The 25214-nt window shown below is 51.7% G+C and carries 25 protein-coding genes and 1 pseudogene; 11 read left to right on the forward strand and 15 right to left on the reverse strand.

Features of this window, described 5'->3' with window-relative positions:
* Positions 1-18 precede the first annotated feature (18 nt).
* From KGP16_RS14435 to cspA, 4 genes are all read right to left on the reverse strand, one after another.
* Complete coding sequence (locus KGP16_RS14435) at positions 19-681, reverse strand: anti-sigma factor domain-containing protein (protein WP_223499891.1); 663 nt, start codon at positions 679-681, stop codon at positions 19-21.
* A complete protein-coding gene (locus KGP16_RS14440) occupies positions 678-1232 on the reverse strand; it encodes a sigma-70 family RNA polymerase sigma factor (RefSeq protein ID WP_021181195.1) in 555 nt (184 codons plus the stop codon). The genes KGP16_RS14435 and KGP16_RS14440 overlap by 4 nt, the downstream gene beginning before the upstream one ends.
* A gap of 60 nt (positions 1233-1292) precedes the next feature.
* Positions 1293-1853 (reverse strand): fasciclin domain-containing protein, encoded by a 561-nt coding sequence (locus KGP16_RS14445; protein WP_021181194.1) that lies wholly within the window; start codon positions 1851-1853, stop codon positions 1293-1295.
* A 412-nt stretch (positions 1854-2265) separates the two neighbouring features.
* On the reverse strand, positions 2266-2478 hold the full coding sequence (gene cspA, locus KGP16_RS14450; RefSeq protein WP_024485401.1) for an RNA chaperone/antiterminator CspA: 213 nt from the start codon (positions 2476-2478) through the stop codon (positions 2266-2268).
* Between the two features lie 358 nt (positions 2479-2836).
* Between cspA and KGP16_RS14455 the strand changes: the two genes are divergently transcribed.
* Positions 2837-3013 carry a GhoT/OrtT family toxin gene (locus KGP16_RS14455; protein WP_021181193.1) on the forward strand — a complete coding sequence of 59 codons (177 nt, stop codon included), beginning with the start codon at positions 2837-2839 and terminating at the stop codon, positions 3011-3013.
* A gap of 45 nt (positions 3014-3058) precedes the next feature.
* On the opposite strand, the gene KGP16_RS14460 is transcribed toward KGP16_RS14455, so the two are convergent.
* Complete coding sequence (locus KGP16_RS14460) at positions 3059-5176, reverse strand: TonB-dependent siderophore receptor (protein WP_218519267.1); 2118 nt, start codon at positions 5174-5176, stop codon at positions 3059-3061.
* A gap of 324 nt (positions 5177-5500) precedes the next feature.
* On the opposite strand from KGP16_RS14460, the gene KGP16_RS14465 reads away from it, so the two are divergent.
* From KGP16_RS14465 to KGP16_RS14475, 3 genes are all read left to right on the forward strand, one after another.
* A complete protein-coding gene (locus KGP16_RS14465) occupies positions 5501-5983 on the forward strand; it encodes a hypothetical protein (protein WP_037375999.1) in 483 nt (160 codons plus the stop codon).
* Between the two features lie 295 nt (positions 5984-6278).
* Complete coding sequence (locus tag KGP16_RS14470; RefSeq protein ID WP_021181189.1) at positions 6279-6839, forward strand: 3'-5' exonuclease; 561 nt, start codon at positions 6279-6281, stop codon at positions 6837-6839.
* A gap of 122 nt (positions 6840-6961) precedes the next feature.
* Positions 6962-8155: a multidrug effflux MFS transporter gene (locus KGP16_RS14475; protein WP_021806629.1), complete on the forward strand. Its 1194-nt coding sequence runs from the start codon at positions 6962-6964 to the stop codon at positions 8153-8155.
* 2 nt (positions 8156-8157) lie between these two features.
* Here KGP16_RS14475 and dadX read toward each other — a convergent pair whose 3' ends face one another.
* Positions 8158-9234 (reverse strand): catabolic alanine racemase DadX, encoded by a 1077-nt coding sequence (gene dadX / locus KGP16_RS14480; RefSeq protein WP_059200982.1) that lies wholly within the window; start codon positions 9232-9234, stop codon positions 8158-8160.
* 23 nt (positions 9235-9257) lie between these two features.
* Positions 9258-10562, reverse strand: a complete 1305-nt coding sequence (locus KGP16_RS14485; protein ID WP_021806631.1) for a D-amino acid dehydrogenase — start codon at positions 10560-10562, stop codon at positions 9258-9260.
* Positions 10563-11088: 526 nt separating this feature from the next.
* Here KGP16_RS14485 and KGP16_RS14490 point away from each other — a divergent pair.
* Complete coding sequence (locus tag KGP16_RS14490) at positions 11089-12624, forward strand: SpoVR family protein (protein ID WP_223499892.1); 1536 nt, start codon at positions 11089-11091, stop codon at positions 12622-12624.
* 67 nt (positions 12625-12691) lie between these two features.
* On the opposite strand, the gene fadR is transcribed toward KGP16_RS14490, so the two are convergent.
* Positions 12692-13411 (reverse strand): fatty acid metabolism transcriptional regulator FadR, encoded by a 720-nt coding sequence (gene fadR / locus KGP16_RS14495; protein WP_021181184.1) that lies wholly within the window; start codon positions 13409-13411, stop codon positions 12692-12694.
* A 243-nt stretch (positions 13412-13654) separates the two neighbouring features.
* On the opposite strand from fadR, the gene nhaB reads away from it, so the two are divergent.
* The 4 genes from nhaB (at position 13655) to KGP16_RS14515 (ending at position 18029) form a co-directional block, all read left to right on the forward strand.
* On the forward strand, positions 13655-15229 hold the full coding sequence (gene nhaB / locus KGP16_RS14500; protein WP_021806634.1) for a sodium/proton antiporter NhaB: 1575 nt from the start codon (positions 13655-13657) through the stop codon (positions 15227-15229).
* A 122-nt stretch (positions 15230-15351) separates the two neighbouring features.
* On the forward strand, positions 15352-15882 hold the full coding sequence (dsbB, locus tag KGP16_RS14505; RefSeq protein ID WP_021181182.1) for a disulfide bond formation protein DsbB: 531 nt from the start codon (positions 15352-15354) through the stop codon (positions 15880-15882).
* A gap of 669 nt (positions 15883-16551) precedes the next feature.
* Complete coding sequence (locus KGP16_RS14510) at positions 16552-17451, forward strand: Kdo hydroxylase family protein (RefSeq protein ID WP_021806635.1); 900 nt, start codon at positions 16552-16554, stop codon at positions 17449-17451.
* A gap of 140 nt (positions 17452-17591) precedes the next feature.
* Entirely contained in the window at positions 17592-18029 is a 438-nt protein-coding gene (locus KGP16_RS14515) for a universal stress protein (RefSeq protein ID WP_094981347.1), read from the forward strand.
* A gap of 132 nt (positions 18030-18161) precedes the next feature.
* Here KGP16_RS14515 and KGP16_RS14520 read toward each other — a convergent pair whose 3' ends face one another.
* From KGP16_RS14520 to KGP16_RS14530, 3 genes are all read right to left on the reverse strand, one after another.
* Positions 18162-18695 (reverse strand): hypothetical protein, encoded by a 534-nt coding sequence (locus KGP16_RS14520; protein ID WP_223499893.1) that lies wholly within the window; start codon positions 18693-18695, stop codon positions 18162-18164.
* Positions 18696-18861: 166 nt separating this feature from the next.
* The gene (locus tag KGP16_RS14525; RefSeq protein ID WP_223499894.1) at positions 18862-19731 is read right to left on the reverse strand and encodes a hypothetical protein; all 870 of its coding nucleotides are present in this window, start codon (positions 19729-19731) and stop codon (positions 18862-18864) included.
* Complete coding sequence (locus KGP16_RS14530) at positions 19728-20531, reverse strand: hypothetical protein (RefSeq protein ID WP_223499895.1); 804 nt, start codon at positions 20529-20531, stop codon at positions 19728-19730. Before KGP16_RS14530 ends, KGP16_RS14525 begins: the two co-directional genes overlap by 4 nt.
* A gap of 345 nt (positions 20532-20876) precedes the next feature.
* On the opposite strand from KGP16_RS14530, the pseudogene KGP16_RS14535 reads away from it, so the two are divergent.
* Positions 20877-21554 (forward strand): annotated as a pseudogene (locus KGP16_RS14535) (site-specific integrase); the annotation flags it as partial.
* A 26-nt stretch (positions 21555-21580) separates the two neighbouring features.
* Here KGP16_RS14535 and KGP16_RS14540 read toward each other — a convergent pair.
* From KGP16_RS14540 to KGP16_RS14555, 4 genes are all read right to left on the reverse strand, one after another.
* Positions 21581-22027: a YcgN family cysteine cluster protein gene (locus tag KGP16_RS14540; RefSeq protein ID WP_021181179.1), complete on the reverse strand. Its 447-nt coding sequence runs from the start codon at positions 22025-22027 to the stop codon at positions 21581-21583.
* Positions 22028-22239: 212 nt separating this feature from the next.
* Positions 22240-22896 carry a fumarylacetoacetate hydrolase family protein gene (locus KGP16_RS14545; RefSeq protein ID WP_021181178.1) on the reverse strand — a complete coding sequence of 219 codons (657 nt, stop codon included), beginning with the start codon at positions 22894-22896 and terminating at the stop codon, positions 22240-22242.
* An 89-nt stretch (positions 22897-22985) separates the two neighbouring features.
* Positions 22986-24020 (reverse strand): lytic transglycosylase domain-containing protein, encoded by a 1035-nt coding sequence (locus KGP16_RS14550; protein ID WP_223499896.1) that lies wholly within the window; start codon positions 24018-24020, stop codon positions 22986-22988.
* A gap of 87 nt (positions 24021-24107) precedes the next feature.
* Positions 24108-24380 (reverse strand): YcgL domain-containing protein, encoded by a 273-nt coding sequence (locus KGP16_RS14555; protein WP_021181176.1) that lies wholly within the window; start codon positions 24378-24380, stop codon positions 24108-24110.
* Between the two features lie 135 nt (positions 24381-24515).
* Here KGP16_RS14555 and minC point away from each other — a divergent pair, with 135 nt between their 5' ends.
* A complete protein-coding gene (gene minC, locus KGP16_RS14560; protein ID WP_021806639.1) occupies positions 24516-25208 on the forward strand; it encodes a septum site-determining protein MinC in 693 nt (230 codons plus the stop codon).
* The last annotated feature ends 6 nt before the right edge of the window (positions 25209-25214 follow it).

Genomic DNA, 25214 nt, shown 5'->3' on the forward strand with positions numbered 1-25214 from the left:
GCAGGAATATCAATCAGATCAGAGCGAAGTTAACTGGCCGCTGTACAGCACCGGACCGGTAGGAAGCCCTGTAGGTGAGCCACCCGCTGGCTCGAGGCTGATGGCAATGGTCATGCCCTGCGCCAGCGTCATCGAGTTCACTGCCAGCTCGGTCGGCTTCTCTGCAGCAACCAACCCTAAGGAACGCGGCTTTTCACCCGGCGGGATCGCCCACAGTTGCAGGCTATTGGCTACGGCTAGCGTTTGCGGGTTAAGCGGGGTTAGTCTCAGATGGCGTTTGCCACTGTCCATGCTGACAATCCATTGCCCACTGCCCTGCTGACCTGCATTGAGCACCACCGCCGGAGCAAAATCCTGCGGCTGGGTGATAAAACGCGGCACCAGCAACAACGCGGCCAAACCGGCAGCCAGTGCCCAGCCAAGGTAGTCCCAGCGTTTACGTCGTTGCGCGACCTCAATGGGCAAACCAAGTTTGATCTTTTTCCACACGCGTTCCGGTGGCAATACTGGGGTCAATGCCAGATCCAACGGAGCCAGCAGCGTTTGCCAACGTGCCACCAAGGCGGCCAGCGTCGGCTCCCGCTGGATACGCTGTTCAAAGTTCAACCGCGCAGGCCCGCGCAACGTGCCCAAGGCATATTCTGCGGCTAACGCCGAGTCATACTCACCTTTGCTTTTCATAGGCCCACACAGTTTTTCAAATGATCCAGTGCCCGGCGGATCCAGCTTTTGATCGTGCCAAGCGGTTGTTGCAGATGTGCCGAAACCTCGCCATGAGACATGCCTTGGTAGTAAGCCAACACAATGCTCTGACGTTGTTCAACGTTCAGATGATTCAGGCACTCGGCCAGCTTTCCAGCCTCCTCACCCAGCAGCAACTGACTAGCGGGTTCTTCCGTGCTCGCCCCCAGGTCATCCAGCCACTCCTCTTCCGTTTGCCCCGCCCGGCCTCCAGCACTGCGCAACCAATCAATAGCCTTGTTGCGCACAATGTGCGTCAGCCAGGTCAAGGGGGAACTGAGATTGGGATCATAGCTGGCAGCGCGATTCCACACGCTGATAAAGCTTTCGTGCAGCACCTCTTCGGCCCAGGATTGACGGCGCAGTAAACGCAGAGCAACGGCAAACAAGCGCGGCGAGGTCTGCCGATAAAGTTGTTCAAATGCGTTGCGGTCGCCAAGCGCAACGGCCTGCATCAATTCGACATGCTGTTCGGGAAGTGCTTTGGTCATGTCCTGTCCTATCAAGGTGCGGGCAGCCTTTTGGCAGCCTACACCTAGTATAGACGGGATTTATTTTGGCAACAGAACGCTATCGATAACGTTGATCACGCCATTTTTCTGATAGACATCATAGGTGCTGATGTTGGCAATATGACCTTGGCCATCTTTGAGCTGAATATTGTGGGGGCCATTATTCATAATCCACAGCGGTTGGCCATTGACCGTTTTCAGCTCGGCCGTGCCGTGCCCTTCCTTGATTTTCTTCTCCAACTGTTTCATATCATAGCGGCCGGCAACCACATGGTAGGTCAACACGCCGGTCAGCGCCGCCTTATTCTCAGGTTTGAGCAAGGTATCGACCGTCCCGGCAGGCAGTTTGGCAAAGGCTTCATTAGTCGGAGCAAACACCGTAAACGGACCTGCGCCTTGCAGAGTGTCAACCAGGCCAGCCGCCTTCACCGCAGCAACCAGCGTGGTGTGATCTTTGGAATTAAGGGCATTCTCGACAATATTTTTGCTGGGGTACATGGCGGCACCACCTACCATTACCGTATCGGACATCATGGCAGCCATTGAGACGCTACTGAACAACAGTGATGAACACAGGGCAGTACAGAGAAGCTTTTTCATGGTCATATCCTCGAAGGGTGATGTGGGAAGATGTCCTCACATAGCCATATACGTAGTGAACGAGAATATTGGATGCAGTAATCTGAAAATATTTTTCGAGCGGGGAAACTGGATGTAAAAAACCCCGGCGTAAACGCCAGGGTTAAAAGTAGTGCCGGTCGCTTTCCCGGCTGTCATGATGCGGCGCAAGCGTCCATCGAACACTCCAGCATTGCACAGCCTAAGCACGGCTTTTTCACAACAGAAAAGCAAACTTTGGTGAAATTGGCTTTTCTGTCTACCCTCATGGCTAGGAGGATATATTCAATCCCGGCACCAGGCCGGGATTGATGTGGTAGTGTCGATATCGCTTGTCTGCTCCGGTCTACACCATCATCGCTATTGCAAGTTTCAACCACACTACCGAGTCACATTACATTGCTGTAACGTTGACTGCTGATGGGCCTTTGGCGCCATTTTCGATGCTGAATTCAACCTGCTGGCCTTCATCAAGCGTCTTGTAATCATTACCCTGGATTGCAGAGAAGTGTACGAACACGTCTTTGCTGCCATCAGCAGGAGAAATGAAACCAAAACCTTTACCAGCGTCAAACCATTTTACTAAACCAGTCATTTTATTAGACATAGATACTTCCTTCATTATTTTTTAGGCCGCCATAATGGCGAATGAGGTCTGCAATTCAGTGGAAACTTATGGGGGCACTAGAAGGAAATTCGCGGAAGAAGAGGTATCTGTCGGATATCGCTAATACTGAGAACTACTTTACTAAAACTGCTTTCATAAGGTCTGTACTTCAAACCGATGACGCTATTTACTCATAACCCAGAGTTATTAGCAAGGGCTATTTATAATTAATTTCGATAAGGCGCTTTTTCACCTGTGCGACAAGACACCCCCTCCACCCTTTTACACCGCATTAACACATTGATTACTTGCGGGGAGCCGCCTAAAATGAGCGGTAAAAATTACCGGGATGGTTTTCATGTTATCGCTGTGGGAAGTCACGCAATACGTTTATTTTATTGGCCTGTTGGTTTCGATGATTGTCACTTTTCTGGTCAGCCGCGATACCCTCCCCATCCGCCTGCTTAGCGCGCTGATCATCGGCCTGACCTGGCCACTCAGCCTGCCCGTTGTGCTGTTGTTTTCGCTGTTTTAGCACCTCATCCCGCTAACGTTCAGCGGGATGAGTACGGTTTAGCCGTTAAAAGTCATACCCCACGGTAGCGATAACTGAACGCCCCGCTCCCCAATAGCAGTAGCCAGTGCCATAGCAGCCAGCAACATATTCCCGGTCCGTCAGGTTATTGGCGTTCAGCTGCACGTAAGCCCCTTTCAACGACGGTTTTACGCTGTCCAGATCCATGCGCACCGAAGCATCCAGCAGCGTGACCGAAGGAATACGCAGAGTATTCTCATTATCCGCCCACTGTTTGCCAATATAACGCACGCCAGCCCCCAGATTGATACCCAGCCCAGCCTTGTACTGCCCCCATAAAGAAGCCATCTGATTAGGCGCCAGGTATGGCGTATTGCCATCGTTACCGTCAACGGCGTCTTTGAATTTCACTTTGTTGTAGCTGTAACCGGCAATGATATTCAGGCGCTCGCTCACCTGACTACGGGCCTCCAGTTCAATCCCTTGTGAATGTACCTTACCGGCAGGCACATAGTAGCTGTCCTTCACCACGCGGTTGGCTACGTCATTCTGCGTCAGATCGTAGAGGGCAATGCTGTAGATCGAGCTGCTACCAGGAGGCTGATACTTCAGCCCGGCCTCATATTGCTCGCTGGTGGTCGGTTTGAGCAGATGCCCCTCTTTATCGGCCAGGACCGCAGGTGTCACCGCGGAGCTGTAACTCATATACGGCGAGAAACCGCTGTCAAAGTGGTACAGCAAAGAGGCTCGGCCCGTAAAGTGGTCGTCAGTACGGGCATCGGTAGAATCGGTATTCAGCACGGTATTCTTGGTTTCCAAACGGTCAACGCGCCCGGAAAGATTGAGATACCAGTTATAGAGGCTGACTTCGTCCTGCAGATAGACGCCGGTCTGCTCATAACGCCGTTTAGAATCGGTATGGCTGAGAATAGTGATATCTGGCCCGCCGGAAACGCCGGTGAACGGGTTCAACGGCGTGGCCGAACCAGACTCTTCCCACAGGTTATTGGTAAAACGTTGATAATCCAGCCCCAGCATCACCTTATGTTCCAACGCACCCGTCGCGAACTCCGCCGCCAGTTGGTTATCCACGGCATAAGCATCCAACGACGTATTGGAGCCGCTGTACCAACGGTTCAACTCGCTGCGGTCGGCGTTCCAGCCAATCTGGTAAACCTGCTCCAGCTCAACGTTGGAGTGGGTGTAGCTGGCGTTTTGACGGAATGACCAGACGTCGTTAAAACTATGCGAGAAGTCATAACTGTAGATTTGCTGCCAACGTTTAAACACATTGCGGCTGCTTTCCCCGTCAAAAAATCCCCGGCCCAGCTTGTCCCCACTGGTGGTATATATGCTGCCGTCCGACGGCACCGCGCTGTGGTAGCCACCGGAAGGATCTTTTTGCAGATTGGCCTGCAACAATAATGAGGTATTTTCATCCGGTTGCCACAGCAACGAAGGCGAAATCGCATAGCGCTCTTCACGCTGATGGTCATACATGGTGTCACTGGTGCGGGTAATGCCGGTCAAACGGTATGCCCACCGATCGCTCAGTGCCCCCGTCGAATCAAATGCACCGCCTTTGGTATTGTTGTTACCCGCCATCACATTGACGTGGTTTTCACTGGCAAACTGCGGCCGTTTGCTGGTCATCGCCACCAACCCACCAGGGATGCTTTGCCCATACATCACGGAGGACGGGCCCTTAATCACGTCAATGCGTTCCAGGAACCAAGGGTCGACCTGCAAAGCGTTATAACTGCCGCCGTCGCTAAGCAGTCGTAGGCCGTTCAGGAAGGTGTTATTGACGTCGCCACCGTGGAAACCGCGCAGAGCGATAGTATCGTAACGCGTCGCGCCACCAGAGAAGTTAGTGAATACGCCTGGGGTATATTTCAGCGCATCGTTAACCGTCAAAGCCCCTTGGTCGCTCATCTGTTGGCGTGTTACTACGGAGACGGATTGCGCAGTGAGTATCAGGGGCCGATCCGTTTTAGTGGCCCCCTGGCTGGTGCTGGCCTCATAGCCATGCGTTGCCGTTTCCGCCGTATCGGCGGGTTTTGCCGTTACCACGAGGGTATCTTCAGCAAATGAGGTCAGTGGCAGGAAAATCGCTAACGAGCAGTAAAGATAAGAACGACTGGCAGGAAAAAACGCAGGCATACCTGTATTCCCCATGGGATCTATTGAAATTGCACCGAAAACGAACCGCGCTGGCAACGCTGGCCAGTTTGGCGAACAGAAGTCACGGTGCTCAGATGTTGTTAGATAACAAATACTAATAACAATGATAATTATTATCTTTACCATCAATGAATTCAAGTAGCAAAATACACTCTGGTGCTGGGCGTTTCAGGCGGGTTTATTGCCTTATGATTGGTACGTCATATTGATAAAAACCTTTTTCTCAGCAGGTTATGCTCCTGAGCCGTTTAGTTTTCATTTAGCTTTTAAATGCTATAAATCTGGATAACTCAAGGAGAGTGCATGACTCAAACAGCAAATCCCATCTCAGCCCCCTCCAGAAGACTGAAAGTGGTCTATGGCTGGTATGTTTATACAGTGTATGCGTTACTGGTCTTTAATCTCTATCTGGCGGTATACAACACTTGCGTTCGCCACCCCTTTGAATCACCGTTAATCTCCATGGCTCATAGCCTGTTTATCGCTTTTCTGCTCAGCCAGATCCTGAAGAAACGAAGAGGGTTCAGCTGGGTATTGCTGATCTACTTTATGTCCATGCGCCTGTATTACGCCAATATCTTGCACACTGAGTTCTCCGCCGCCAGCCTGAGCCTGGTTTGGGTCGTCATGACAATGTTACTGGCTGGTACCCTAACCGTTAGGCAATTCAACGCTAACCAGGTGCAACAGGAATGGTTGGCGCGCTTTGGATGGCGCCAATGGGCCGTGTTAATCGGGATAACGGCGATATTGACGCTATTAGTCACCCGCGACTATCTGGGGTGACGGATGACGGTGGGATGTGAGGTTCAGAGATATCCACCATGCGGCAGAGTTTACTTAAGTTTTGCGCGTTTTCGCAGATTTTATCGGTAACGTAAACGCCAAAATAGCCTAATACCAGCAGATAGCCGATCATACATAGAATAAAAATAAGTGTTCTCAACGCTAGCTACCAACTCTGCAACATGACTAAAGTCATCATACCGTGATCAGACCGTTTTCGCCTATTTCAAAGTCACTGGATATTCTGCCAGACTGTATGCAGTACCATCACTAGCTTGTTCAGCCTGGAGACCCCATGAACCATTTGATGCTAGATATTGAAACGCTGGATATTACCCCGAGCGCGGTGATCCTGGTGGTTGCCGGGGTGTTTTTTAACCCCAAGACCGGTGAGTTAGGAGCAGAATTTGAAGCGGCAGTGAACAGCCAGCAGGAACAACCGGGTCGGACAATCAGCCTGGATACCGTGGCCTGGTGGGCAAAACAGTCAGACGAAGCTCGTAAACTGGCCTTCGGGGGCAGCGAAAGTCTCAAGCGGGTCTTGACCAACCTGAGCCGTTTTATTCATATGCACAGCACCGATACGGTGAAAGTCTGGGGCAATGGCAAAGAGTTTGACTGCTCGATCCTGGAACATGCCTACCACCAGTTGGCAATGCCCTGCCCCTGGAAGTTCTGGGATACCCAAGACGCCCGCACTATCATTACGCTGGCAGAGTTGCATGGTTTCAACCCCAAGAAACAGCGTCCGTTTGAAGGCACACCACACCGGGCGCTGGATGATGCCAAACACCAGGCGCGCTACGTTGCAGATACCATTTCAGCGCTTTATTACCGCCAGCCCGCAGCAAAATGATCGCGCCAGGTAAAATCAAGCGCAAACGGTTTCCTGTCTTTCATCAATACGTTATCGCTTCCCATTTGCGGTTGGGATCTCTACTCTAGTTCTCTTTGTCATTCGGATGTGCCATTTTTGTTATGCAAAAATTTCTCTTTCTCCTGCTTAGCCTGGTGTTGCTCGGCCCTCTGGGAATCGATCTCTATCTGCCCACCATTCCTGCCATTGCCCTGGGCCTTAACAGCAGCGAAGCCTTGATCCAATCCACCATTTCGCTGTTTATTCTGGTGTTGGGTCTTGGCCAGGTGATCGCCGGTCCGCTGGTGGATAATTACGGTCGTAAGCCTGTGGCTATCGCCGGGATCCTGATTTATATGGTGGGCGCAGCCATGGCTGCGCTGGCGACAACGGCAGATATCTTTGTCGCTTCACGCCTGATGCAAGGCGTGGCCGTTTGCTGTACCGCCGTTGTAGCATTCAGTGGCGTGCGCGATCGGATGAATGGCGATGACGCCGCACGCGCTTTCGGTTTTCTCAACGGCACGCTGAATATCATTCCTGCACTGGCCCCGCTGCTCGGTGGTTTGTTGGCAGAAGCCTTCGGCTGGCGCGCCCCATTCTGGTTCCTGGTCGGTTATGCCGCGGTGGTATTATTGCTGGTCATCTTCTTCCTGCCGGAAACCCGCCCCGCTACTACCGTTGCCGTCAAAGGGCTGCCGGTACGCCAGTATCTGCGCATTCTTGGCGATCGCCGTTTTATCTCCTTTGCAGTGGTCAACGCCGGGGCGATGGGGATGGCGCTAACTTATGTTTCATTGGCACCTAACGTGCTGATGGGCACCGCCGGGCTATCACCGCTGCAGTTCTCTTTGGTATTTGGTGCCAACGGTTTCTGGATCATGCTGGTCAGCTTTGTCGCCAACCGCATCATTCACAAGATTGGCCGCCCTTTCTGCCTGGCGACCGGCGGCATACTGATGGGGTTAGGCTGTCTCGCTTTAGTGTTGGGGGTGGCACTACTGGGTGAAGCTGCACAAAGCCATTGGTTGGCTTATATCCTGCCCGTGGCCTGCGCCTGTGCCGGATTGGCTTTTGTCATGGGGCCGTCAACCAGCTATGCGTTGGAGCCTTACTCTAACGAAGCGGGCGTGGCTTCAGCACTGGTAGGTTTTATTCAGATGGCCGGAGGGGCCGCGCTGGGCCTGATCGCGATGGCGTTGCCGCTGCAGCCGAAACTGTCGCTGGCGTTGGTGATGTTGGTAGGTTGCCTGCTGGCGCTACACGCACGGCAGCGCAGCAAGCAAATCAAAGGGCAGTTGAAAAAAATCGGCTGAGCTTATTTCTCAATAACAATAGGCACCCGTGCCGCCAAGGCTGTCAGCAGCTCGTAACCCAAGGTTCCGGCTGCGGCAGCCACATCATCGACCGGCAGTTTCCTCCCCCACAGTTCGACATCAGTACCAATGGTTGCATGCGGGCACGGTGTCAGATCCACCGTCATCATATCCATGGAAACCGAACCTACGGTATGTGTCAGAACACCGTCCACCCAGACCGGAGTGCCGGTGGGCGCATGGCGAGGGTAGCCGTCCGCATAACCACAGGCCACGACGCCGATACGCTGCGCCCCACCAGCGGCATAACGCCAGCCATACCCCACACGGTCTCCCGCTTGCAGCTGTTGGATGCCAATGATTTTGCTGCTCAGCGTCATCGCCGGTTGCAAACCAGTGTCGGCGATGTCCTGCCAGTTGCCGCTGGGTGATGCGCCATAAAGTATAACCCCCGGCCTCACCCATTCCGCCTGCGTCTGCGGGTGCCACAAGGTGGCCGCCGAGTTGGCCAGACAACGCGGCAGATCAATCGCAGCAGTGGCGCGGTCAATCACGGCCATCTGTGCCGTTACGCCTTCAGCACCGTCGGCGGTGGCAAAGTGGCTCATCAGCGTTATCGAACCAATATTGTGCAACTCCTTTGCAGTTAACCAAGCACTGTGCAACCGCTCCGGGGCAAACCCTAGGCGGTTCATCCCACTGTTCAACTTGAGATAAACATCCAAAGGGGCCTGTAAACGCGCTTCGGCAATCGCCTGTAGTTGCCAGTCGCTGTTCACCGCCGTGGTTAACCGGTAACGATCGATCAGCATAAGGTCTGATGGCTGGAAAAAGCCCTCCAGCAACAGAATCGGCCCCTGCCAGCCAGATTCGCGTAGTAACACTGCCTCGTTCAGATCGAGCAAGGCAAAACCATCGCTATTCTCGGCCAGGCTGCGCCAGACGTGCTGCAAACCATGGCCATAAGCGTTGGCCTTAACCACGGCCCAGATTTTAGCCGAGGGTGCAAAACGACGAACTACCTGCAGGTTATTGGTCAACGCGGCCAAATGCAGCGTAGCGGTAATCGGGCGAGGCATGGGCTCTCCTATCAGATTGGGTTTCAGCGTGCCGGGTGCACGTCATTCAATGGAACAACAGGCCCCTGCCGAAAGTCTGCGCGGTAACGCGCCACCGCCAGATCGTCTGAAGCAATGGCCGGGGTAACCCCAGAGATCAAGTCGGCAAGCAACTGGCCGGAGCCGCAGGCCATCGTCCAACCCAAGGTGCCATGGCCGGTATTCAAATAGAGATTTTTCAGCGAGGTGCGCCCCACAATCGGCGTGCCATCTGGCGTCATCGGGCGCAGCCCCGTCCAGAATGTGGCCTCTTCAACTCGCCCACCGTTCGGGTACAGATCGCGTACCACCATTTCCAGCGTTTCACGCCGCTTCTGCTCCAACTGGGTATTGAAGCCAACAATCTCCGCCATACCGCCCACGCGGATGCGCTTATCGAAGCGAGTAATGGCAATTTTATAGGTTTCGTCCAGCACGGTAGAGAACGGCGCTGCCGCTTCATCGGTTATCGGGATGGTTAATGAGTAACCTTTCAACGGATAAACCGGAATGGACACCAGATCGCGCAGTAGTGCGGTAGAATAGGCACCGAACGCCACAACATAGCTATCGGCAGTCATGATTTCACCATCACACTGCACGCCGGTAATTTTATCTCCTTCCACCAGCAAGCGTTCAACGTTGCGGTTAAACAGGAAGTTGACTCCGGCCTGCTGCGCCAGCTTGGCCAACTGCTGGGTGAACAGTTGGCAGTCCCCGGTTTCATCATTCGGCAGCTGTAATCCGCCGGTAAGCTTGTGAGCAACCTGCGACAACGCCGGTTCGACCGTCGCCAACTGGCTGGCCTCCAGCAGTTTGTAAGGCACCCCGGCATCCTCCAGCACGGCAATGTCCTTGGCAGCGCTGTCAAACTGCTGCTGGGTGCGGAACAGTTGCAGCGTGCCGCCTTGACGGCCTTCGTACTGGATGCCGGTTTCCTGGCGCAGGGCTTTAATGCAGTCACGGCTGTATTCCGCCAGACGCACCATACGGCCTTTGTTAGTCATATAGTGGGCAGTATCGCAGTTTTTCAGCATCTGCCACATCCAGCGCAGTTGGAAACTGCTGCCGTCGAGGCGGACTGCCAACGGCGCGTGACGCTGGAACATCCATTTAATCGCCTTCAACGGTACCCCAGGAGCTGCCCAAGGTGCGGCGTAACCCGGAGATATTTGCCCGGCATTGGCCGCACTGGTTTCCAAGGCTGGCCCGGGTTGACGATCGATCACCGTCACCTCATGACCCGCTTTTGCCAAGTACCAGGCACTGGCAACCCCTACCACTCCGCTACCTAAAATAACCACTCTCATCGCTGACTCCAGCCCAAGGATCGATAAAGCACAATCTACCAATAACAGGAAATTAACTCAGTGGAAAAAACTACTCAACAAATCGTTTATTAATCGTGACAATATTCACAATTATTTTATCGTTGATGCGCCCGGCTTTGGCAATAGCGGACATAAAATAACGATAAGATACTGTTAAAGCGCATTTTGCCGATAAAACAGGCTATTCGGCCCCCAAACACATCAGCGAAAATCGCCAGTGGCACCGGGAATGACAACCCACCCAATTTGGAATATAAATCTGTTTAATTAAATATTGCAGGTTAATAATTCCAACCACCCCCATTGGGCATCAGTTTCCTCTGCCTCGCGGTTCGAATGCCTGGTTGAGTGCCACCACAGGCCGCAAAGCTGGTTTACGCGTAGCAACCGCAAGTGGTTATCAGTACTCAGCACGGATGATTTCAAACGATTTATTACGACTTGGACTATCATTGTTAAAGGGTCTGCCAAAAGAGCCGACGCCGTTCATAACGAGGGTGCGCTGATGACTACTTCGACACAGAAAAAGGTTAAGGAAGATAAACGTCTGAGCGATGGACCGGACTGGACATTCGACCTGTTGCAGGTGTATCTGGAACAGATCGACCGGGTTGCCAAACATTACCGGCTCGACACCTATCCGCATCAGATCGAGGTCATTACCTCCGAGCAGATGATGGATGCCTATTCCAGCGTCGGGATGCCGATCAACTATACCCACTGGTCATTCGGTAAAAAGTTCATCGAAACCGAGCAGCGCTATAAGCATGGCCAGCAGGGGTTGGCCTATGAGATCGTGATCAACTCCAACCCGTGTATTGCCTATCTGATGGAAGAAAACACCATCACCATGCAGGCACTGGTTATGGCTCATGCCTGCTATGGGCACAACTCGTTTTTCAAAAATAACTATCTATTCCGCAGTTGGACCGACGCCAGTTCGATTGTCGATTATCTGCTGTTTGCCCGCCATTACATCAGCGAGTGTGAGGAACGCTATGGCGTGGAAGAGGTAGAAAAGCTGTTGGACTCCTGCCATGCGCTGATGAATTACGGGGTCGATCGCTACAAACGGCCACAAAAAATCTCGCTGGTGGAAGAAAAAGCCCGCCAAAAGAGCCGTGAGGAGTATCTGCAAAGCCAGGTCAACTCGCTGTGGAAAACCTTGCCGCGAGTCGATCGCGAAGCCCTGCCGGAACAGGCCGTGCGTTTTCCGCGGGAGCCGCAGGAAAACATTCTCTACTTTATGGAGAAAAACGCCCCGTTGCTGGAATCCTGGCAGCGTGAAGTACTGCGCATCGTGCGTAAGGTAAGCCAGTATTTCTACCCGCAAAAACAGACGCAGGTGATGAACGAGGGCTGGGCCACCTTCTGGCACTACAGCATCCTTAACCACCTGTACGACGAAGGGCGCGTGACGGATCGCTTTATGCTCGAGTTCTTGCACAGCCATACCAATGTGGTCTACCAGCCACCTTACAATAGCCAATACTACAGCGGCATCAACCCGTACGCGCTTGGCTTTGCCATGTTCCAGGACATCAAACGGATCTGCCAGTCGCCGACCGAGGAAGATCGCTACTGGTTCCCGGATTTCGCCGGCAAAGACTGGTTGGATACCCTGCACTTCGCCATGCGTGACTTCAAGGATGAGAGCTTTATCAGCCAGTTCCTGTCACCGAAGGTGATGCGTGATTTCCGCTTGTTTACCGTGCTGGATGACGATCGCAATAATTACCTGGAGATTTCAGCGATCCATAACGAAGCGGGCTACCGCGCGATACGCCAGGAGCTGTCGGCTCAGTACAACCTGAGTAACCACGAGCCCAATATTCAGGTCTGGAATGTGGATCTGCGTGGCGACCGTTCATTAACGCTGCGCTATATTCCGCAGGACCGGGCGCCATTGGATAAAAGCCGCCGTGAGGTGATGAAGCATCTGCATCGTCTGTGGGGATTCGACATTATTCTGGAGCAGCAAAACGAAGATGGCAGCGTTGAGTTTCTGGACCGATGCCCACCAAGACCCAACGCGTTATAAGGCTGCAATATGACAAAGGGGCGCATGCAGCGCCCCTTCAACTAACTGATTACGGGTATGACGCGAATTAACGACGCGCTTCGGTCAGATCGCTTGGCATAGTGCCCTGCATACTCTGCCAAATAGCCCCGCTCTCTTTACCGTAATTACGCACGCAATCCATCACCTGATCGTACATCTTCTCATGACACAGGCTCGACAACTTGTTGTAGAAGGTCAGTGCGAGTTTGCGCGCTTCCGGGTTGGAGAAGTAATAACGGCCAACGCGGGTATACAGCCCTTTCAACCCATTGAGGATCAGGCCGTAAATCGGGTTGCCCGAGGCAAAGGCCAAGCCACGGAAAATTTCATAGTCGAGCTGGTTGAAAGCATCCGCCTGATCGTCAACCAGCGCCGCTTTCGCCAACACTTCCTGCGCCTGCTCCGGGTGGTTACGCACCGCCGCACGGATAAAGATCGAGGCAATATTGGTCCGCACCGACAGCAGATTATCAATCAGCTGCGGTACGCTGTTGTGATCGAGCCGGGCCAGGGTTTCCAGAATATTAAGGCCGGAAGTTTCCCAAAAATTGTTCACTTTGGTCGGTTTGCCGTGCTGAATAGTCAGCCAGCCATCACGGGCCAGTCGCTGCAGAACCTCACGTAATGTGGTGCGCGTGACGCCAATCAGTTCTGAAAGCTCACGTTCCGCGGGCAAAATAGAGCCGGGAGGGAAGCGGTTATTCCAAATACTTTCAATAATATACTCTTCCGCGAAACCGGCAGGACTCTGCGCCTTTATAACCATGTGTTTGATGTTCCGTAACGACGATAATCAGTAATTGTAATCGGCAGATCATACCAGATCGCCGGGGCATCACATAGCGCGAGCCAAAAACATTAAACGAAAGTGTGCATAAGCTGGCAAAAAGATGAAAAAAACCACTTCGCCGAAATTTCAGTCTATTAGGACTTCCTTATTTGCATCAGGCCCACTGCCGTTGTTAGGGTATGACGAGCCAACTCACTTTGAGGTTTCGCAAAAACAAGCATGGATATGACAATACGCTCGGCATTGGTAAAGAACTTTCTCGGGGCGTCCCCCGATTGGTACAAACTGGCCATCATCAGTTTTCTGGTGATCAATCCCTTGGTATTTTTCCTGGTCAGCCCTTTCGTGGCGGGCTGGTTACTGGTTATCGAGTTCATCTTTACGCTGGCTATGGCGCTGAAATGCTACCCGTTACAGCCCGGTGGACTACTGGCCATTGAGGCAGTGTTGATCGGCATGACCAGCCCCGCACACGTCAGCGCGGAAATTGCCAGTAATCTTGAGGTGTTATTGCTGCTGGTGTTTATGGTGGCAGGCATCTACTTTATGAAGCAGTTGCTGCTGTTTGTATTTACCAAACTGCTCCTGAACATCCGCTCAAAGATGCTGCTATCGCTGTCCTTCTGCGTTGCCGCGGCACTGCTTTCTGCCTTCCTGGATGCCCTGACCGTGGTAGCGGTGGTGATTAGCGTCGGCACAGGTTTTTATTCTATCTACCATAACGTCGCCTCCAATCAGAAGACCGATATTAGTGACGATAGCCGCCTGGAAGATGCCGACCATAAACAGACGCTGGAACAGTTCCGTGGCTTTCTGCGCAGCCTGCTGATGCATGCCGGCGTGGGCACCGCTCTCGGGGGCGTGATGACCATGGTAGGCGAGCCGCAGAACCTGATCATCGCCAAAAGCGCCGGGTGGGGCTTTGGCGAATTTTTCCTGCGTATGACCCCTGTCACGCTGCCGGTGTTTATTTGCGGTCTGTTGGTTTGCCTGCTGGTTGAACGTTTTGCAGTTTTTGGCTACGGCACCAAACTGCCGGATCAGGTGCGTAGCGTACTGAAAGAGTTCGATCGCCAGGCAACGGCCAAGCGTAGCCGCCAGGAAAAGATGAAGTTGGTGGTACAGGCGTTAATCGGCCTCTGGTTGGTGATTGCCTTGGCCTTCCACCTGGCGGAAGTGGGCCTGATTGGCCTCTCGGTGATCATTTTGGCGACCTCACTGTGCGGCGTAACCGATGAGCATGCGATCGGCAAGGCTTTCCAGGAAGCCCTGCCCTTTACCGCGCTGCTGACGGTGTTCTTCACCGTTGTGGCAGTGATCATTGAACAGCAGCTGTTTACTCCAGTGATCCACTATGTGCTACAGGCACCGCCGAGCTCACAGCTTTCCCTGTTTTATCTGTTCAACGGTCTGCTCTCTTCCGTTTCTGATAACGTTTTTGTCGGGACGGTTTACATTAACGAAGCTCGGGCAGCATTGGCGGAAGGAGCAATTTCTCTGCAACAGTTCGAACTGTTGGCGGTAGCGATTAATACCGGCACCAATCTGCCTTCGGTAGCTACACCCAACGGGCAGGCTGCTTTCCTGTTCCTGCTGACCTCTGCTCTGGCACCGTTGGTACGTCTGTCTTATGGCCGCATGGTCTGGATGGCATTGCCTTACACGGTGGTGCTGACCCTGGTTGGCCTGCTGTGTGTGCAGCATACTCTGGCACCGGTAACGGACCTGTTTACCCAATGGCAGTGGCTAATGCCGCTACCGCTTGACGCAACGGCCCCAATCGCTGCACATTAGCCGCCATAACCGTCCCCGCAAACGACGATATTTTTCACTGAATCGTCGTTAGATAGCTGGCAGCGGGGATGAATTGGTTTACACTGCCGGTTCAATTGCTTACTGCATGGAAGAATATAGATATGTTGCAATTCTTTAACCGCTGCTCGCAGGGGCGCGGTGCTTGGCTGTTGTTGGCTCTGACTGCATTGGTACTGGAGTTGGCCGCCCTCTATTTTCAGCACGTGATGCTGTTACAGCCTTGCGTAATGTGTATCTACGAACGCGTCGCGCTATTCGGGATTTTGGGAGCGTCGCTGCTTGGTGCATTGGCACCGAAGTCGCCGCTACGCTATGTGGCGATCCTGTTGTGGATATACAGCGCCTGGGAAGGCCTGCAGTTAGCCTGGAAACACACTATGATCCAACTGCATCCATCGCCGTTTAATACCTGTGATTTCTTTGTCAGCTTCCCTTCCTGGCTGCCACTAGACAAATGGGCGCCAGCGGTGTTCCACGCGTCCGGTGACTGCTCGGTGCGTCAGTGGCAGTTCCTGTCGTTGGAAATGCCACAATGGTTGGTGGGGATTTTTGCTGCCTATTTGCTGATCGGGATTGTGGTTCTGCTCAGCCAATTTGTCCGCCAACGTAAACGCGATCTGTTTGGCCGCTAACGCTAGAACATCGCAAAAACGGCGCCTAAGGGCGCCGTTTTTTGTTGCTAATGACACCCTATCACCAGGCTTACCGAGTAGGGCCGCTGCATGCTGCGGCCGTTTGGATAATCAATGGCATCGTGTGTGGTGGGTAAGCAACATCAAGTATGGGTAAAGTAATACACGAGCACGATCAGTACTCCGGCCACGGCAAACAGGCGTACCATCTTCATCATCACATTCTCATCATAGGCGGAGGTGCCGACAAGCTACCTAAGATTTTGTTTAAAAAGAAGCGTACACCAGGCGATTACGTCGTAATTTACATAACATTAAGTTTTGTTGCGATTCCCCGCTGATATACCGTCCAACCTTTGGTAATTCATCCCTTTCAAGCACAGATATATTGGCTACACTTAATCACTGATTGGCCGTTTTTCATTCACCGTATTAATACTTTAGGGCGGGTACTAATAAAATGATGACATATATAAGCCACTCCCCTCATCCACCCTGATTTATTTCCTCTCTCGTTTAACTTTTGTTTAACCTGACCGCCCGGTTAGCACACGATTTCGGCTATGCTCTACATGATAAAACGCCTACGTCTACCAGGGCAGCAGGCGCTCAAACACTGAACAGTCGCAGCCAAAAAGATAGACAGAGTATTTTGAGCAAGGGATCACTATGTTAGAAAATAAAATCAATCCGCAATCGGCCATCACGACGCTGCCCTATTTAGACTGGAATGCCACCTATTCTGCTACTTTGGATGCCGTAGCCGAGTTGGAAAGCGGCAAGGTACTCTATTTCCCTCATCTGGCCTTTAATCTGACCGACGCGGAAAAAACCTTACTCACTCCAGAGTTGGTCGATCCCAAACGCAAGAATATTAGCTATCAGCCTGAACAGCAAAAGCTGACAGGGGTTGCCCTTGAGGCCAAACGCGAAGCGGTACATAAATTAATGGCTCGGCACTATCAAGCCTGCCAGCATTTGATCAATTCCGTCCTGCCCGAATATCGGCACGCAGTGCAAATGCCCACCAATAGCCTGCGTCTGCACCCGATCTCTGCATGGACAGCCTCGACTTCATGGCGCAAGGACGACCGCCGCCTGCATGTCGATGCGTTCCCTTCGCGCCCCAATTATGGCAATCGTATTTTACGCATCTTCACCAATATCAACCCTCATGGTGAAAGCCGCCAGTGGCGCGTCGGGGAGCCGTTCCCTGAGCTGGCGCAACGTTTTCTGCCACGCCTGAAGCGTTATTCGCCCTTTGCCAGTTGGTTGCAGGATAAAGTGGGTATTACCAAAACGCGCCGTAGTCACTACGATCATCTGATGCTGCAAATGCATGATGCGATGAAGGCAGATAAAGACTATCAGGAAAGCGGCCCCCAGCAGGCGGTTGAATTCCCCCCAGGAAGCAGCTGGATCTGTTTTTCCGATCAAACTCCCCATGCCGCCATGGCCGGGCAGTATATGCTGGAACAGACCTTTATTTTACCGGTGAGCGCCATGAAAACCCCGCAGCATGCGCCGCTGAACGTCTTGCAAGCGTTGTTACACAAGCCATTGATATAGAAAGCCTGTCTTTTCAGCCGATCCGCGGGTTATTCGCTGGATCGGCCATAACTTCGATCTGTGTCACCCCATTTGGGCAGCAAATTTGGTATATTAATCACGCAGTAGTATGCACATCACCTACTCATTATGGAGGTTGTATGTACAAGACTATATTAGCGCCCATTGATTTGGCTGAAATCGAGTTAACACAGAAAGTCATTCCCACGATTAATTCACTGGCAAACATCGATTACCCGCATATCCATTTTTTCGCCGTCCTCTCCCCTATGCTCTCTTATTATGAATATGGGCTATCGCACCCCGAGCGGTTGCTGCCCAGCGATGATGAGCGGATACAGATTGCACTGGCGGAGTTAAAGAAAGCCGTTACTGCTTTTGATATTCCGGAAGGCCGAGTGCACTGTTCGGTAGAGATCGGCGCGCCACGGGATCGGATTTTGAATTTTGCCGATGAGATCAACGCCGATTTGATCGTTGTCGGTTCGCGAAGGCCTAGTATCACTACCTTCTTGCTTGGCACAACGGCGTCATCGGTCGTCAGATATGCCAAAACCTCGGTCCTGGTGGTGCGATAAGGCTACTGCACAGGCTGCCTTTGATACCGCGACACCTTAAGCTTGAGACAGGTGGGAGTCATTGCAGTTAGCCGACCGTTGAGCGCAGGTCAGCCCACCTATGGAGTGGGCTCTTAACTTAGCGAGACTTCTCTAATTTTTCGATGCAGAACACGCTTTAACTGCACCTTCGGATAGTTTTGGATCGATTCCATCATTCAGAACTATCCACTCACCAGCATCTTCCTCGTACTCCAAATCTTTCAACCCACCACGCTCATATAATGCCTTGAGATTATCTAAATTTTTTTTATCTCGCTCATCTGCATATTCGCTTTCGGCCCAAATGAATGCTTTGGCATCTCCAATTGCTTTAGGGTACGTCAATTTGACAGTAACAATGTATGAGTCACCAACTTTTCTTTCAGAAACAATGCTATACTTTATTTTACCATATAAATATTTACTGACCTGATAGTAATCGTTGGTGGTCGGTAATGTATTCTCATCAAAAAAGTGAGCGCTCTTTAACCACTCAGCAGTACACATCGATGTCTTTGATTTCGAGAGCAACCCTGTATCTTTTGTTTCTATAAATTTCATCACCTTATCCGATGCGGTTTCCTCGCCACATCCCAAAAGCATCACCACGCTGGTCATTACGCCAATAGCCAATAGCTTCCTCATATCCCATTCCCATAGGTAAGTAATTGGTAGATGTTATCAAAGGTGACGGCAATGGGAAGCAAAAACCCGGTTAACGGAGTTCAACAAGATGCCGGTGCAAAAGCAGATGATTCGACAGATACACTAGCCAGATAGTAAAAAAACCCACCGGGAGGCGGGTTTCTACTTACGCAGCATGTCTTCGATACCACTGGATCGCTCTATCTGACAAAGATTCAGGATCGCTATCGACTTCTGTTCCTATAGCCTGCGTTTTTAGGTACCAGCAAAACTTGTCAATTTCCAAATCAACCTGATCTCGCTTTTCAATTTTTAAGTCATTATTGGGCGACAGGATGAAAATCACTCCGTTTTTAAATTCACCATAACTATTCAATGCCAAGGATATATCTCTTTGTGCATCATACAGATGGCATTTTGCTACGTTCTCGTCTGCATATGCAGCCGAAGCAAGCGTCCCCAAAGAACGATTCGATTTATATGGTAGATAGATTGGTTGAGTCTGGTTACCCAAGCTCACCCTCTTTAAGGGCGATGGATCTCTCATCTCAAAATATTCTGCATATTCAAGATGCTGCTTTAGATAGCCATCCATGATGTTATACAGTCGATCTCTACTCACTGGAGAAAAAACTTTTTCTTTCTTTTTGACTACCTTCACGGCCAGGGGGACTACATTTGCAAATAAAGATGACATTATTTCATCAACTGAGTCCCCTTGAGCATAGCCGTTATTACTGAAGCTAATGCTACCACATGGATTAGCAGTGAATGCGCCACCAGAAAGCACAACCTCTTTAGCTAACTCACAGGCAAGTCTTAGGTGAAACACCATTCCTAGCGAGTATAGACATGCAATCCGTTCGAAATATTCTAAGGTTTGCACGAAGGACGCACCTGAACTATCTCGAAAGCAAACGCCAATGTTCAGCCGCTCACCCGTGGCAACATCAGGGTTCCACTGAATCGTACACCACTCACCCATGACTACAGGCTTGTGGGCATACTCATTCAATATTGAATCAAAATTAATCATGCGACCCCCGCCAATACACCAAGCCTTTTGCTTAACCTTGCCCTGGAAAAGATAGCCCTTTGTGATAAGAACAAAACCAAAGCCTCTTTAGCATTTTTATCAAGCAACTTATCACTCCAGAACAATATCTCGTCTAGAGCGACGCCCAGCGCCTGGTCTTGACCACTTGCTCCGTCAACTATACCCATTTTTTGAGGTAGCGTGGGTTCAGAACGCAAAGCTAGTTCAAGTTTATTCACTGGTTCAATATCAACATATAAATCAACCGGTTGCCAAAGCAATCCTACAGGTATATTGCTATGATCGATTAACGTAACCTGACCATTTGAGTCGATAATCAAGTTTCCAAGATTCCTGTCCTGATTTGCCACCCACTCATCGAATGCAATCGTCTTATGCAAATGCCCCCATCCATCCAAGATGGATCGTAAGCTTTCATAACTGACCATATCGCCGATGTTGTGATAGCTACTAGGTGAGTTACCAGCAACTTTAGAAGTCACAAAAGCGATGGGAGACACAGGAACCCCTAGCATCTTAAGGATTCCTTCTGGCAGAATAAGAATCCCAGCCTTTGGTGGCACCGGGAGATCAGAAGATTTTGTCAATAGGTAACCGAGTATCTCATTAAATATCCCGATCCCTTTTTCACGTTCAAAAATCTTCACATACGACTGCCGCTCTTTTCCATCAGGCCAATCAACAAGGCATAGATATGTTAACGCCATCTGCCCCTCTGCTGGCCGCCCAAGTATAGATTTAAAGCTAGCCTGGCTTAGAACTTCGATTGCCGCTTGCATCTAATCGTCCCTAAATCGGCGTCATTATGAGATTGATTTTAGAGTAGAAATGCAATTTGTCCTTACTGTAAATTTGAACAGCAAAAAATACTGTATATATAAACAGTATCATTTGCTTTTATTTTGAACAAAACGGTTTTGCCTATCGATCGCTAGCGCAACATGGTAAGTGCCCCCAACGCAAATCAGCAAGTCTAGCCGCTCCCAACAAAAGCCCACCTGAGTGGGCTAGCCTCTGACCGCTTCGCGCTTGGCCTTCTCCGCAGCGATCCTGGCTTCGCGCCGCTGGAAGTAATCATCGCGTACAGCGTCGTACTCGTCGCGAATGAAGCCTTTCTGCGGTGGGTTACCCGCGATGAGTACCGCAGGCTGCTTGATGCGGTTCCGTCTGAGCAGATTAGAAACCTATGGGTACTAGCCGTGAATACAGGGATGAGGCATGGCGAGATAAGCGCACTTGCATGGGAGGATATCGATACAAAGAATTGGACGATCACAATAAGCCGAAACATCGCGATGAAAGGCCACTTCACTCCGCCAAAAACTGACAGCGGCATTAGGACAATAAACCTTACTGACGCGGCCATTCAGGCGCTAAAGAGCTAGATGGCATACACAAGGCTCGGCAAGCAGCACAAGGTCAGCGTCCATCTACGCGAGTTTGGTAGAACCCGCATTGATGAATGCACTTTTGTGTTTGTGCCAAGGCTGACTGCGCGGAATGGAAAAGGTGGAGACTGGTATGGCCCTGGCTCTTTTGGCTCTACCTGGAACTTCATTTTAAAGAGAGCAGGAATACGACACCGCAAAGCGTACGAATCACGGCATACATACGCATGCTGGGCATTAAGCGCCGGGGTGAATCCAAACTTCGTCGCGGCGCAAATGGGCCACTCTTCTGCACAGATGGTTTATACTGTCTACGGGAAGTGGATGAGCGACAATAACCAGGACCAACTGAGCATTTTAAACGCAAACTTTACGAGCAATGCCCCACAGATGCCCCAAGCATCTTTTAAGTGATAGAAATCCCTTTCAATATCATCCTGTTACCTGGCCCAGCTAGGTTTGTTGAGGATATGGTCCTGCCAATCCACGACTTCGCTTTCACGCACCGCGATATGACGTACGGTAATACGCTCACCGTGCATTGCCGCTTTTGATCCGCTGACCAACGGGTGCCAGTCGAACAAGGGTTTGCCCTCGCCGATCAGGCGATAGGCGCAGGTTGGCGGTAGCCAGTCGAACGTGGTGAGGTTTTCGCGCGTCAGCTTGATGCAGTCTTCTTCCAGCTCAAAGCGGCGCTCGTAGTTGCGGCACTGGCAGGATTTGATATTGAGCTGATCGCAGGCCACGTTGGTGAAGTAAATCTCATCGGTATCTTCATCGATCAGCTTGTTCAAACAGCATTGCCCACATCCGTCGCACAGCGATTCCCACTCTGCCTCAGACATTTCGTCCAGCGTCTTCTGTTGCCAAAAAGGGAGTTGTGACATATCGACTTCCGAAAATAGGTAAATGAACAAATCACCTGCAAGCAGGTTCAAGGGGGCACACTATATAGACACTCAGCGCAAAAGGAAACGTTTCCCCGGCTGCCCCAGCCTGCCGCAATGACATCCAACGTGGATAATAACAGTGTAAGTGACCAAAGAGGTTTCTGCCTGCAACACCCGGAAGGCCCGGCAGGCAGAAAAATAAAGCGGGATTAAATCACTCGGGTGCTGAGGGTCTTACCGTTAAGCGAGATTTTCAGCATATCGCCAGAAACCATTGGCCCGACCCCTTGAGGAGTCCCGGTCAGAATGATGTCGCCCGCACGCAGCGTGAAGAAACGGCTCATATAGGCGATCAGCGGCAAAATGGGATTGATCATATCGCGGGTATTGCCCTGCTGGCGCAGTTCGTCATTGATCGACAAAGACAACTCGGCATTTTGCGGATCGCCAAATTCAGCCACCGGAATAAAACCGGAGATCGGGCAGGAGCCATCAAATGCCTTGGCTTTTTCCCAAGGTTGACCCGCCTTCTTGAACCCGGCCTGCAGATCGCGCAAGGTCAAGTCCAGCGCCACGCCATAGCCCGCAATGGCACGGGCCACGCGATCTTCATTAGCCTGCTTCAACGGGGTACCAATCAACACCGCCAACTCGACTTCATGATGAATCGACCCCAGCCCCTTGGGGATTGCTACCGGTTGACGAATATCACACAATGCCGTTTCAGGTTTGATAAACAACACCGGCTCAGGCGGAGTTGCACTCCCCATCTCCTTGATATGATCGCTGTAGTTGCTGCCCACGCAAACCACTTTGCTTACCGGGAAATCAAGCAACGCTCCTTGCCAGTCTCTATGTTGATACATACCGCCTCTCCAACCACAGTGTAGGGGCCAGATAACCTCAGCCCATGATACATACGGGGTGCCATTCCAGGCACCGGGTAGTTACCGACCTATTGACCGATACCGTCGGCCATCATTCCCACGCTGATCGCGAAATAATACGAACGATTCCAATGCATGAGAGTACGGAAGTTATCATAAACCAAGAATGTGCGTCCTTGCATATCATCTGGAGCGATCACCCAACTACGCAGGCCAGAGACTGGCAAGGGTGAACCCTCTGCTAACACCACCCCTTTGGCCGCCCACTGCTCTTCGCTATGCCCCTGGGAGTCTTTCAACCCTAGTTGTTCAGCGTTGAATTGCGCGGGCAGTTTGACTTCACGGCCCCAACCAACCCCAGGTTGCCAGCCTTCGGTAGCCAGGTAGTTGGCGGTAGAGGCAAACACATCGTCGAGATTATTCCAGATATCGATTTTACCGTCGTCATCCCCATCTGCGGCATAGGTCAAAAACGAGGTTGGCATAAACTGGCTCTGCCCCATCGCTCCCGCCCAGGATCCCTTCAGGTTGCCCGCATCAACGTGGCCCTGGTCAATAATCTTTAAGGCCGCCATCAGCTGTTTGGTAAAGAACGTTTCGCGCCGGCCTTCAAACGCCAGCGTCGCCAGGGCAGAAACAACGTCTTCCTTACCCTGTATCTTGCCAAAGGCGCTTTCCATACCCCATAGCGCGACAATATATTGCTCCGGGACGCCATAGCGCGCAGTCACTCGCGCCAACCGTGGCTGATATTGCTGGCGCATCTCGCGGCCCCGCTGGATTTTCCAAGCAGGCAGCACCCGGCTGAGGTAATCATCCAGCGTGATTTTCTTTTCCAACTGATTGCGATCGGCATTAATCACCCTATCGACAAAATGCGCGTTGGCAAAGGCAGCCCCAACGGTAGCCGCTGGGATACCCTGCTTGATGGCCCGCCGCTTCAGTTGTTCCACATAGGCCGGGAACTCCGCGGGATCACGCCCGGTTTCGGCCAGCGTACTCCCGGCAGGCTGTGCAACAGGCGCTGCCACAGGAGCCGCCCCCACCGGTTTAACGCAGCCAGCTAAAAGGGCCAGCGTTAGCATCATCGACATCTTCTTCATGATTTTCCCTACCCGTGACGACCTGCCGCCAGATGCAGATGATGCTTAAAAGCTGGCGTTAACACAGGGTTGAAAATCGACGCCCGGTTATTTTTTGGCGTCAGACAAATGAAGGTTTAATAGGTTTTCCACCGGAGGTGGGAACTGCAGATAAAACCCTTCCTGTTTTAGGGCTTCTTTCACCTTCTCGATATCCGCTGAGGCCAATTTCTTACGCCCGTCGAGCGACAGCATCATGGCATACTGCGGAGTGCCAAAACTTTTCATCAGATCTTCCGGCACCCGAGAGAAATCGTCTTTTTTTTCGACATAAAGATAAGTCTGATCGCGCTTGGCGCTTCTATAGATGACACAAAACATTTTTAAAACTCTATTTAATTGAGGCAGCGTCTTGCCTGGATATAACTCTGACTATAACATGCTTATAGTACTTCGGAATATCGCACCCCGAGTGGTATTCCGGGGATTTAAGTTGCTGAGACTGAGTCAGGATAGATGTCACAATCGCCAATTGAGCTAAAAGGCAGCAGTTTTACCCTATCGGTGGTTCATTTACATAATTGCGAACCCGAGGTAATACGCCAGGCACTGCAAGAAAAGGTGGAACAAGCGCCCGCTTTTCTCAAAAATGCCCCTGTTGTTATTAATGTTGCTACGCTTAACGGCGACGCAGACTGGAAAGAAATTCAACGGGCGGTCACTGCGGCTGGGCTGCGCGTGGTCGGCATCAGCGGTTGCAAAGATGAGCGGCAGAAGCGGTCCATCGCCCGCGCCGGTTTGCCACTGCTCAATGAAGGCAAAGGCCAGAAGGCGGCCCCGCAGGCTCCGGTGATTGCGCCGGTCCCTGATAATGCCCCAGCCAAAACGCGCATCATCAGTACTCCAGTCCGTTCAGGCCAACAGATTTACGCCCGTAACAGCGATTTGATCGTCACCAGCAGCGTCAGCGCCGGTGCAGAACTGATTGCCGACGGCAATATTCATATTTACGGTAGCATGCGTGGCCGCGCACTGGCTGGCGCCTCTGGCGATACCCAGTGTCAGATTTTTTGCACGCACCTGGGTGCTGAGCTAGTCTCTATCGCAGGGCAGTACTGGTTGAGCGATCAGATCCCGTCCGAGTACCTCGGGCAGGCAGCAAGGCTCAGCCTGTTGGATAATGCTTTAACCATACAACCTTTAAATTAAGCCCTT

It is taken from the genome of Serratia sp. JSRIV006, from assembly GCF_019968685.1.
GTDB classification, from domain to species: domain Bacteria; phylum Pseudomonadota; class Gammaproteobacteria; order Enterobacterales; family Enterobacteriaceae; genus Chania; species Chania fonticola_B.

Bases quoted from the DNA above. Each gene is read 5' to 3' on its own strand.
- KGP16_RS14435 (WP_223499891.1), bottom strand. From the start codon at position 681: ATGAAAAGCAAAGGTGAGTATGACTCGGCGTTAGCCGCAGAATATGCC.
- KGP16_RS14440 (WP_021181195.1), bottom strand. From the start codon at position 1,232: ATGACCAAAGCACTTCCCGAACAGCATGTCGAATTGATGCAGGCCGTT.
- KGP16_RS14445 (WP_021181194.1), bottom strand. From the start codon at position 1,853: ATGAAAAAGCTTCTCTGTACTGCCCTGTGTTCATCACTGTTGTTCAGT.
- cspA (WP_024485401.1), bottom strand. From the start codon at position 2,478: ATGTCTAATAAAATGACTGGTTTAGTAAAATGGTTTGACGCTGGTAAA.
- KGP16_RS14455 (WP_021181193.1), top strand. From the start codon at position 2,837: ATGTTATCGCTGTGGGAAGTCACGCAATACGTTTATTTTATTGGCCTG.
- KGP16_RS14460 (WP_218519267.1), bottom strand. From the start codon at position 5,176: ATGCCTGCGTTTTTTCCTGCCAGTCGTTCTTATCTTTACTGCTCGTTA.
- KGP16_RS14465 (WP_037375999.1), top strand. From the start codon at position 5,501: ATGACTCAAACAGCAAATCCCATCTCAGCCCCCTCCAGAAGACTGAAA.
- KGP16_RS14470 (WP_021181189.1), top strand. From the start codon at position 6,279: ATGAACCATTTGATGCTAGATATTGAAACGCTGGATATTACCCCGAGC.
- KGP16_RS14475 (WP_021806629.1), top strand. From the start codon at position 6,962: ATGCAAAAATTTCTCTTTCTCCTGCTTAGCCTGGTGTTGCTCGGCCCT.
- dadX (WP_059200982.1), bottom strand. From the start codon at position 9,234: ATGCCTCGCCCGATTACCGCTACGCTGCATTTGGCCGCGTTGACCAAT.
- KGP16_RS14485 (WP_021806631.1), bottom strand. From the start codon at position 10,562: ATGAGAGTGGTTATTTTAGGTAGCGGAGTGGTAGGGGTTGCCAGTGCC.
- KGP16_RS14490 (WP_223499892.1), top strand. From the start codon at position 11,089: ATGACTACTTCGACACAGAAAAAGGTTAAGGAAGATAAACGTCTGAGC.
- fadR (WP_021181184.1), bottom strand. From the start codon at position 13,411: ATGGTTATAAAGGCGCAGAGTCCTGCCGGTTTCGCGGAAGAGTATATT.
- nhaB (WP_021806634.1), top strand. From the start codon at position 13,655: ATGGATATGACAATACGCTCGGCATTGGTAAAGAACTTTCTCGGGGCG.
- dsbB (WP_021181182.1), top strand. From the start codon at position 15,352: ATGTTGCAATTCTTTAACCGCTGCTCGCAGGGGCGCGGTGCTTGGCTG.
- KGP16_RS14510 (WP_021806635.1), top strand. From the start codon at position 16,552: ATGTTAGAAAATAAAATCAATCCGCAATCGGCCATCACGACGCTGCCC.
- KGP16_RS14515 (WP_094981347.1), top strand. From the start codon at position 17,592: ATGTACAAGACTATATTAGCGCCCATTGATTTGGCTGAAATCGAGTTA.
- KGP16_RS14520 (WP_223499893.1), bottom strand. From the start codon at position 18,695: ATGAGGAAGCTATTGGCTATTGGCGTAATGACCAGCGTGGTGATGCTT.
- KGP16_RS14525 (WP_223499894.1), bottom strand. From the start codon at position 19,731: ATGATTAATTTTGATTCAATATTGAATGAGTATGCCCACAAGCCTGTA.
- KGP16_RS14530 (WP_223499895.1), bottom strand. From the start codon at position 20,531: ATGCAAGCGGCAATCGAAGTTCTAAGCCAGGCTAGCTTTAAATCTATA.
- KGP16_RS14540 (WP_021181179.1), bottom strand. From the start codon at position 22,027: ATGTCACAACTCCCTTTTTGGCAACAGAAGACGCTGGACGAAATGTCT.
- KGP16_RS14545 (WP_021181178.1), bottom strand. From the start codon at position 22,896: ATGTATCAACATAGAGACTGGCAAGGAGCGTTGCTTGATTTCCCGGTA.
- KGP16_RS14550 (WP_223499896.1), bottom strand. From the start codon at position 24,020: ATGAAGAAGATGTCGATGATGCTAACGCTGGCCCTTTTAGCTGGCTGC.
- KGP16_RS14555 (WP_021181176.1), bottom strand. From the start codon at position 24,380: ATGTTTTGTGTCATCTATAGAAGCGCCAAGCGCGATCAGACTTATCTT.
- minC (WP_021806639.1), top strand. From the start codon at position 24,516: ATGTCACAATCGCCAATTGAGCTAAAAGGCAGCAGTTTTACCCTATCG.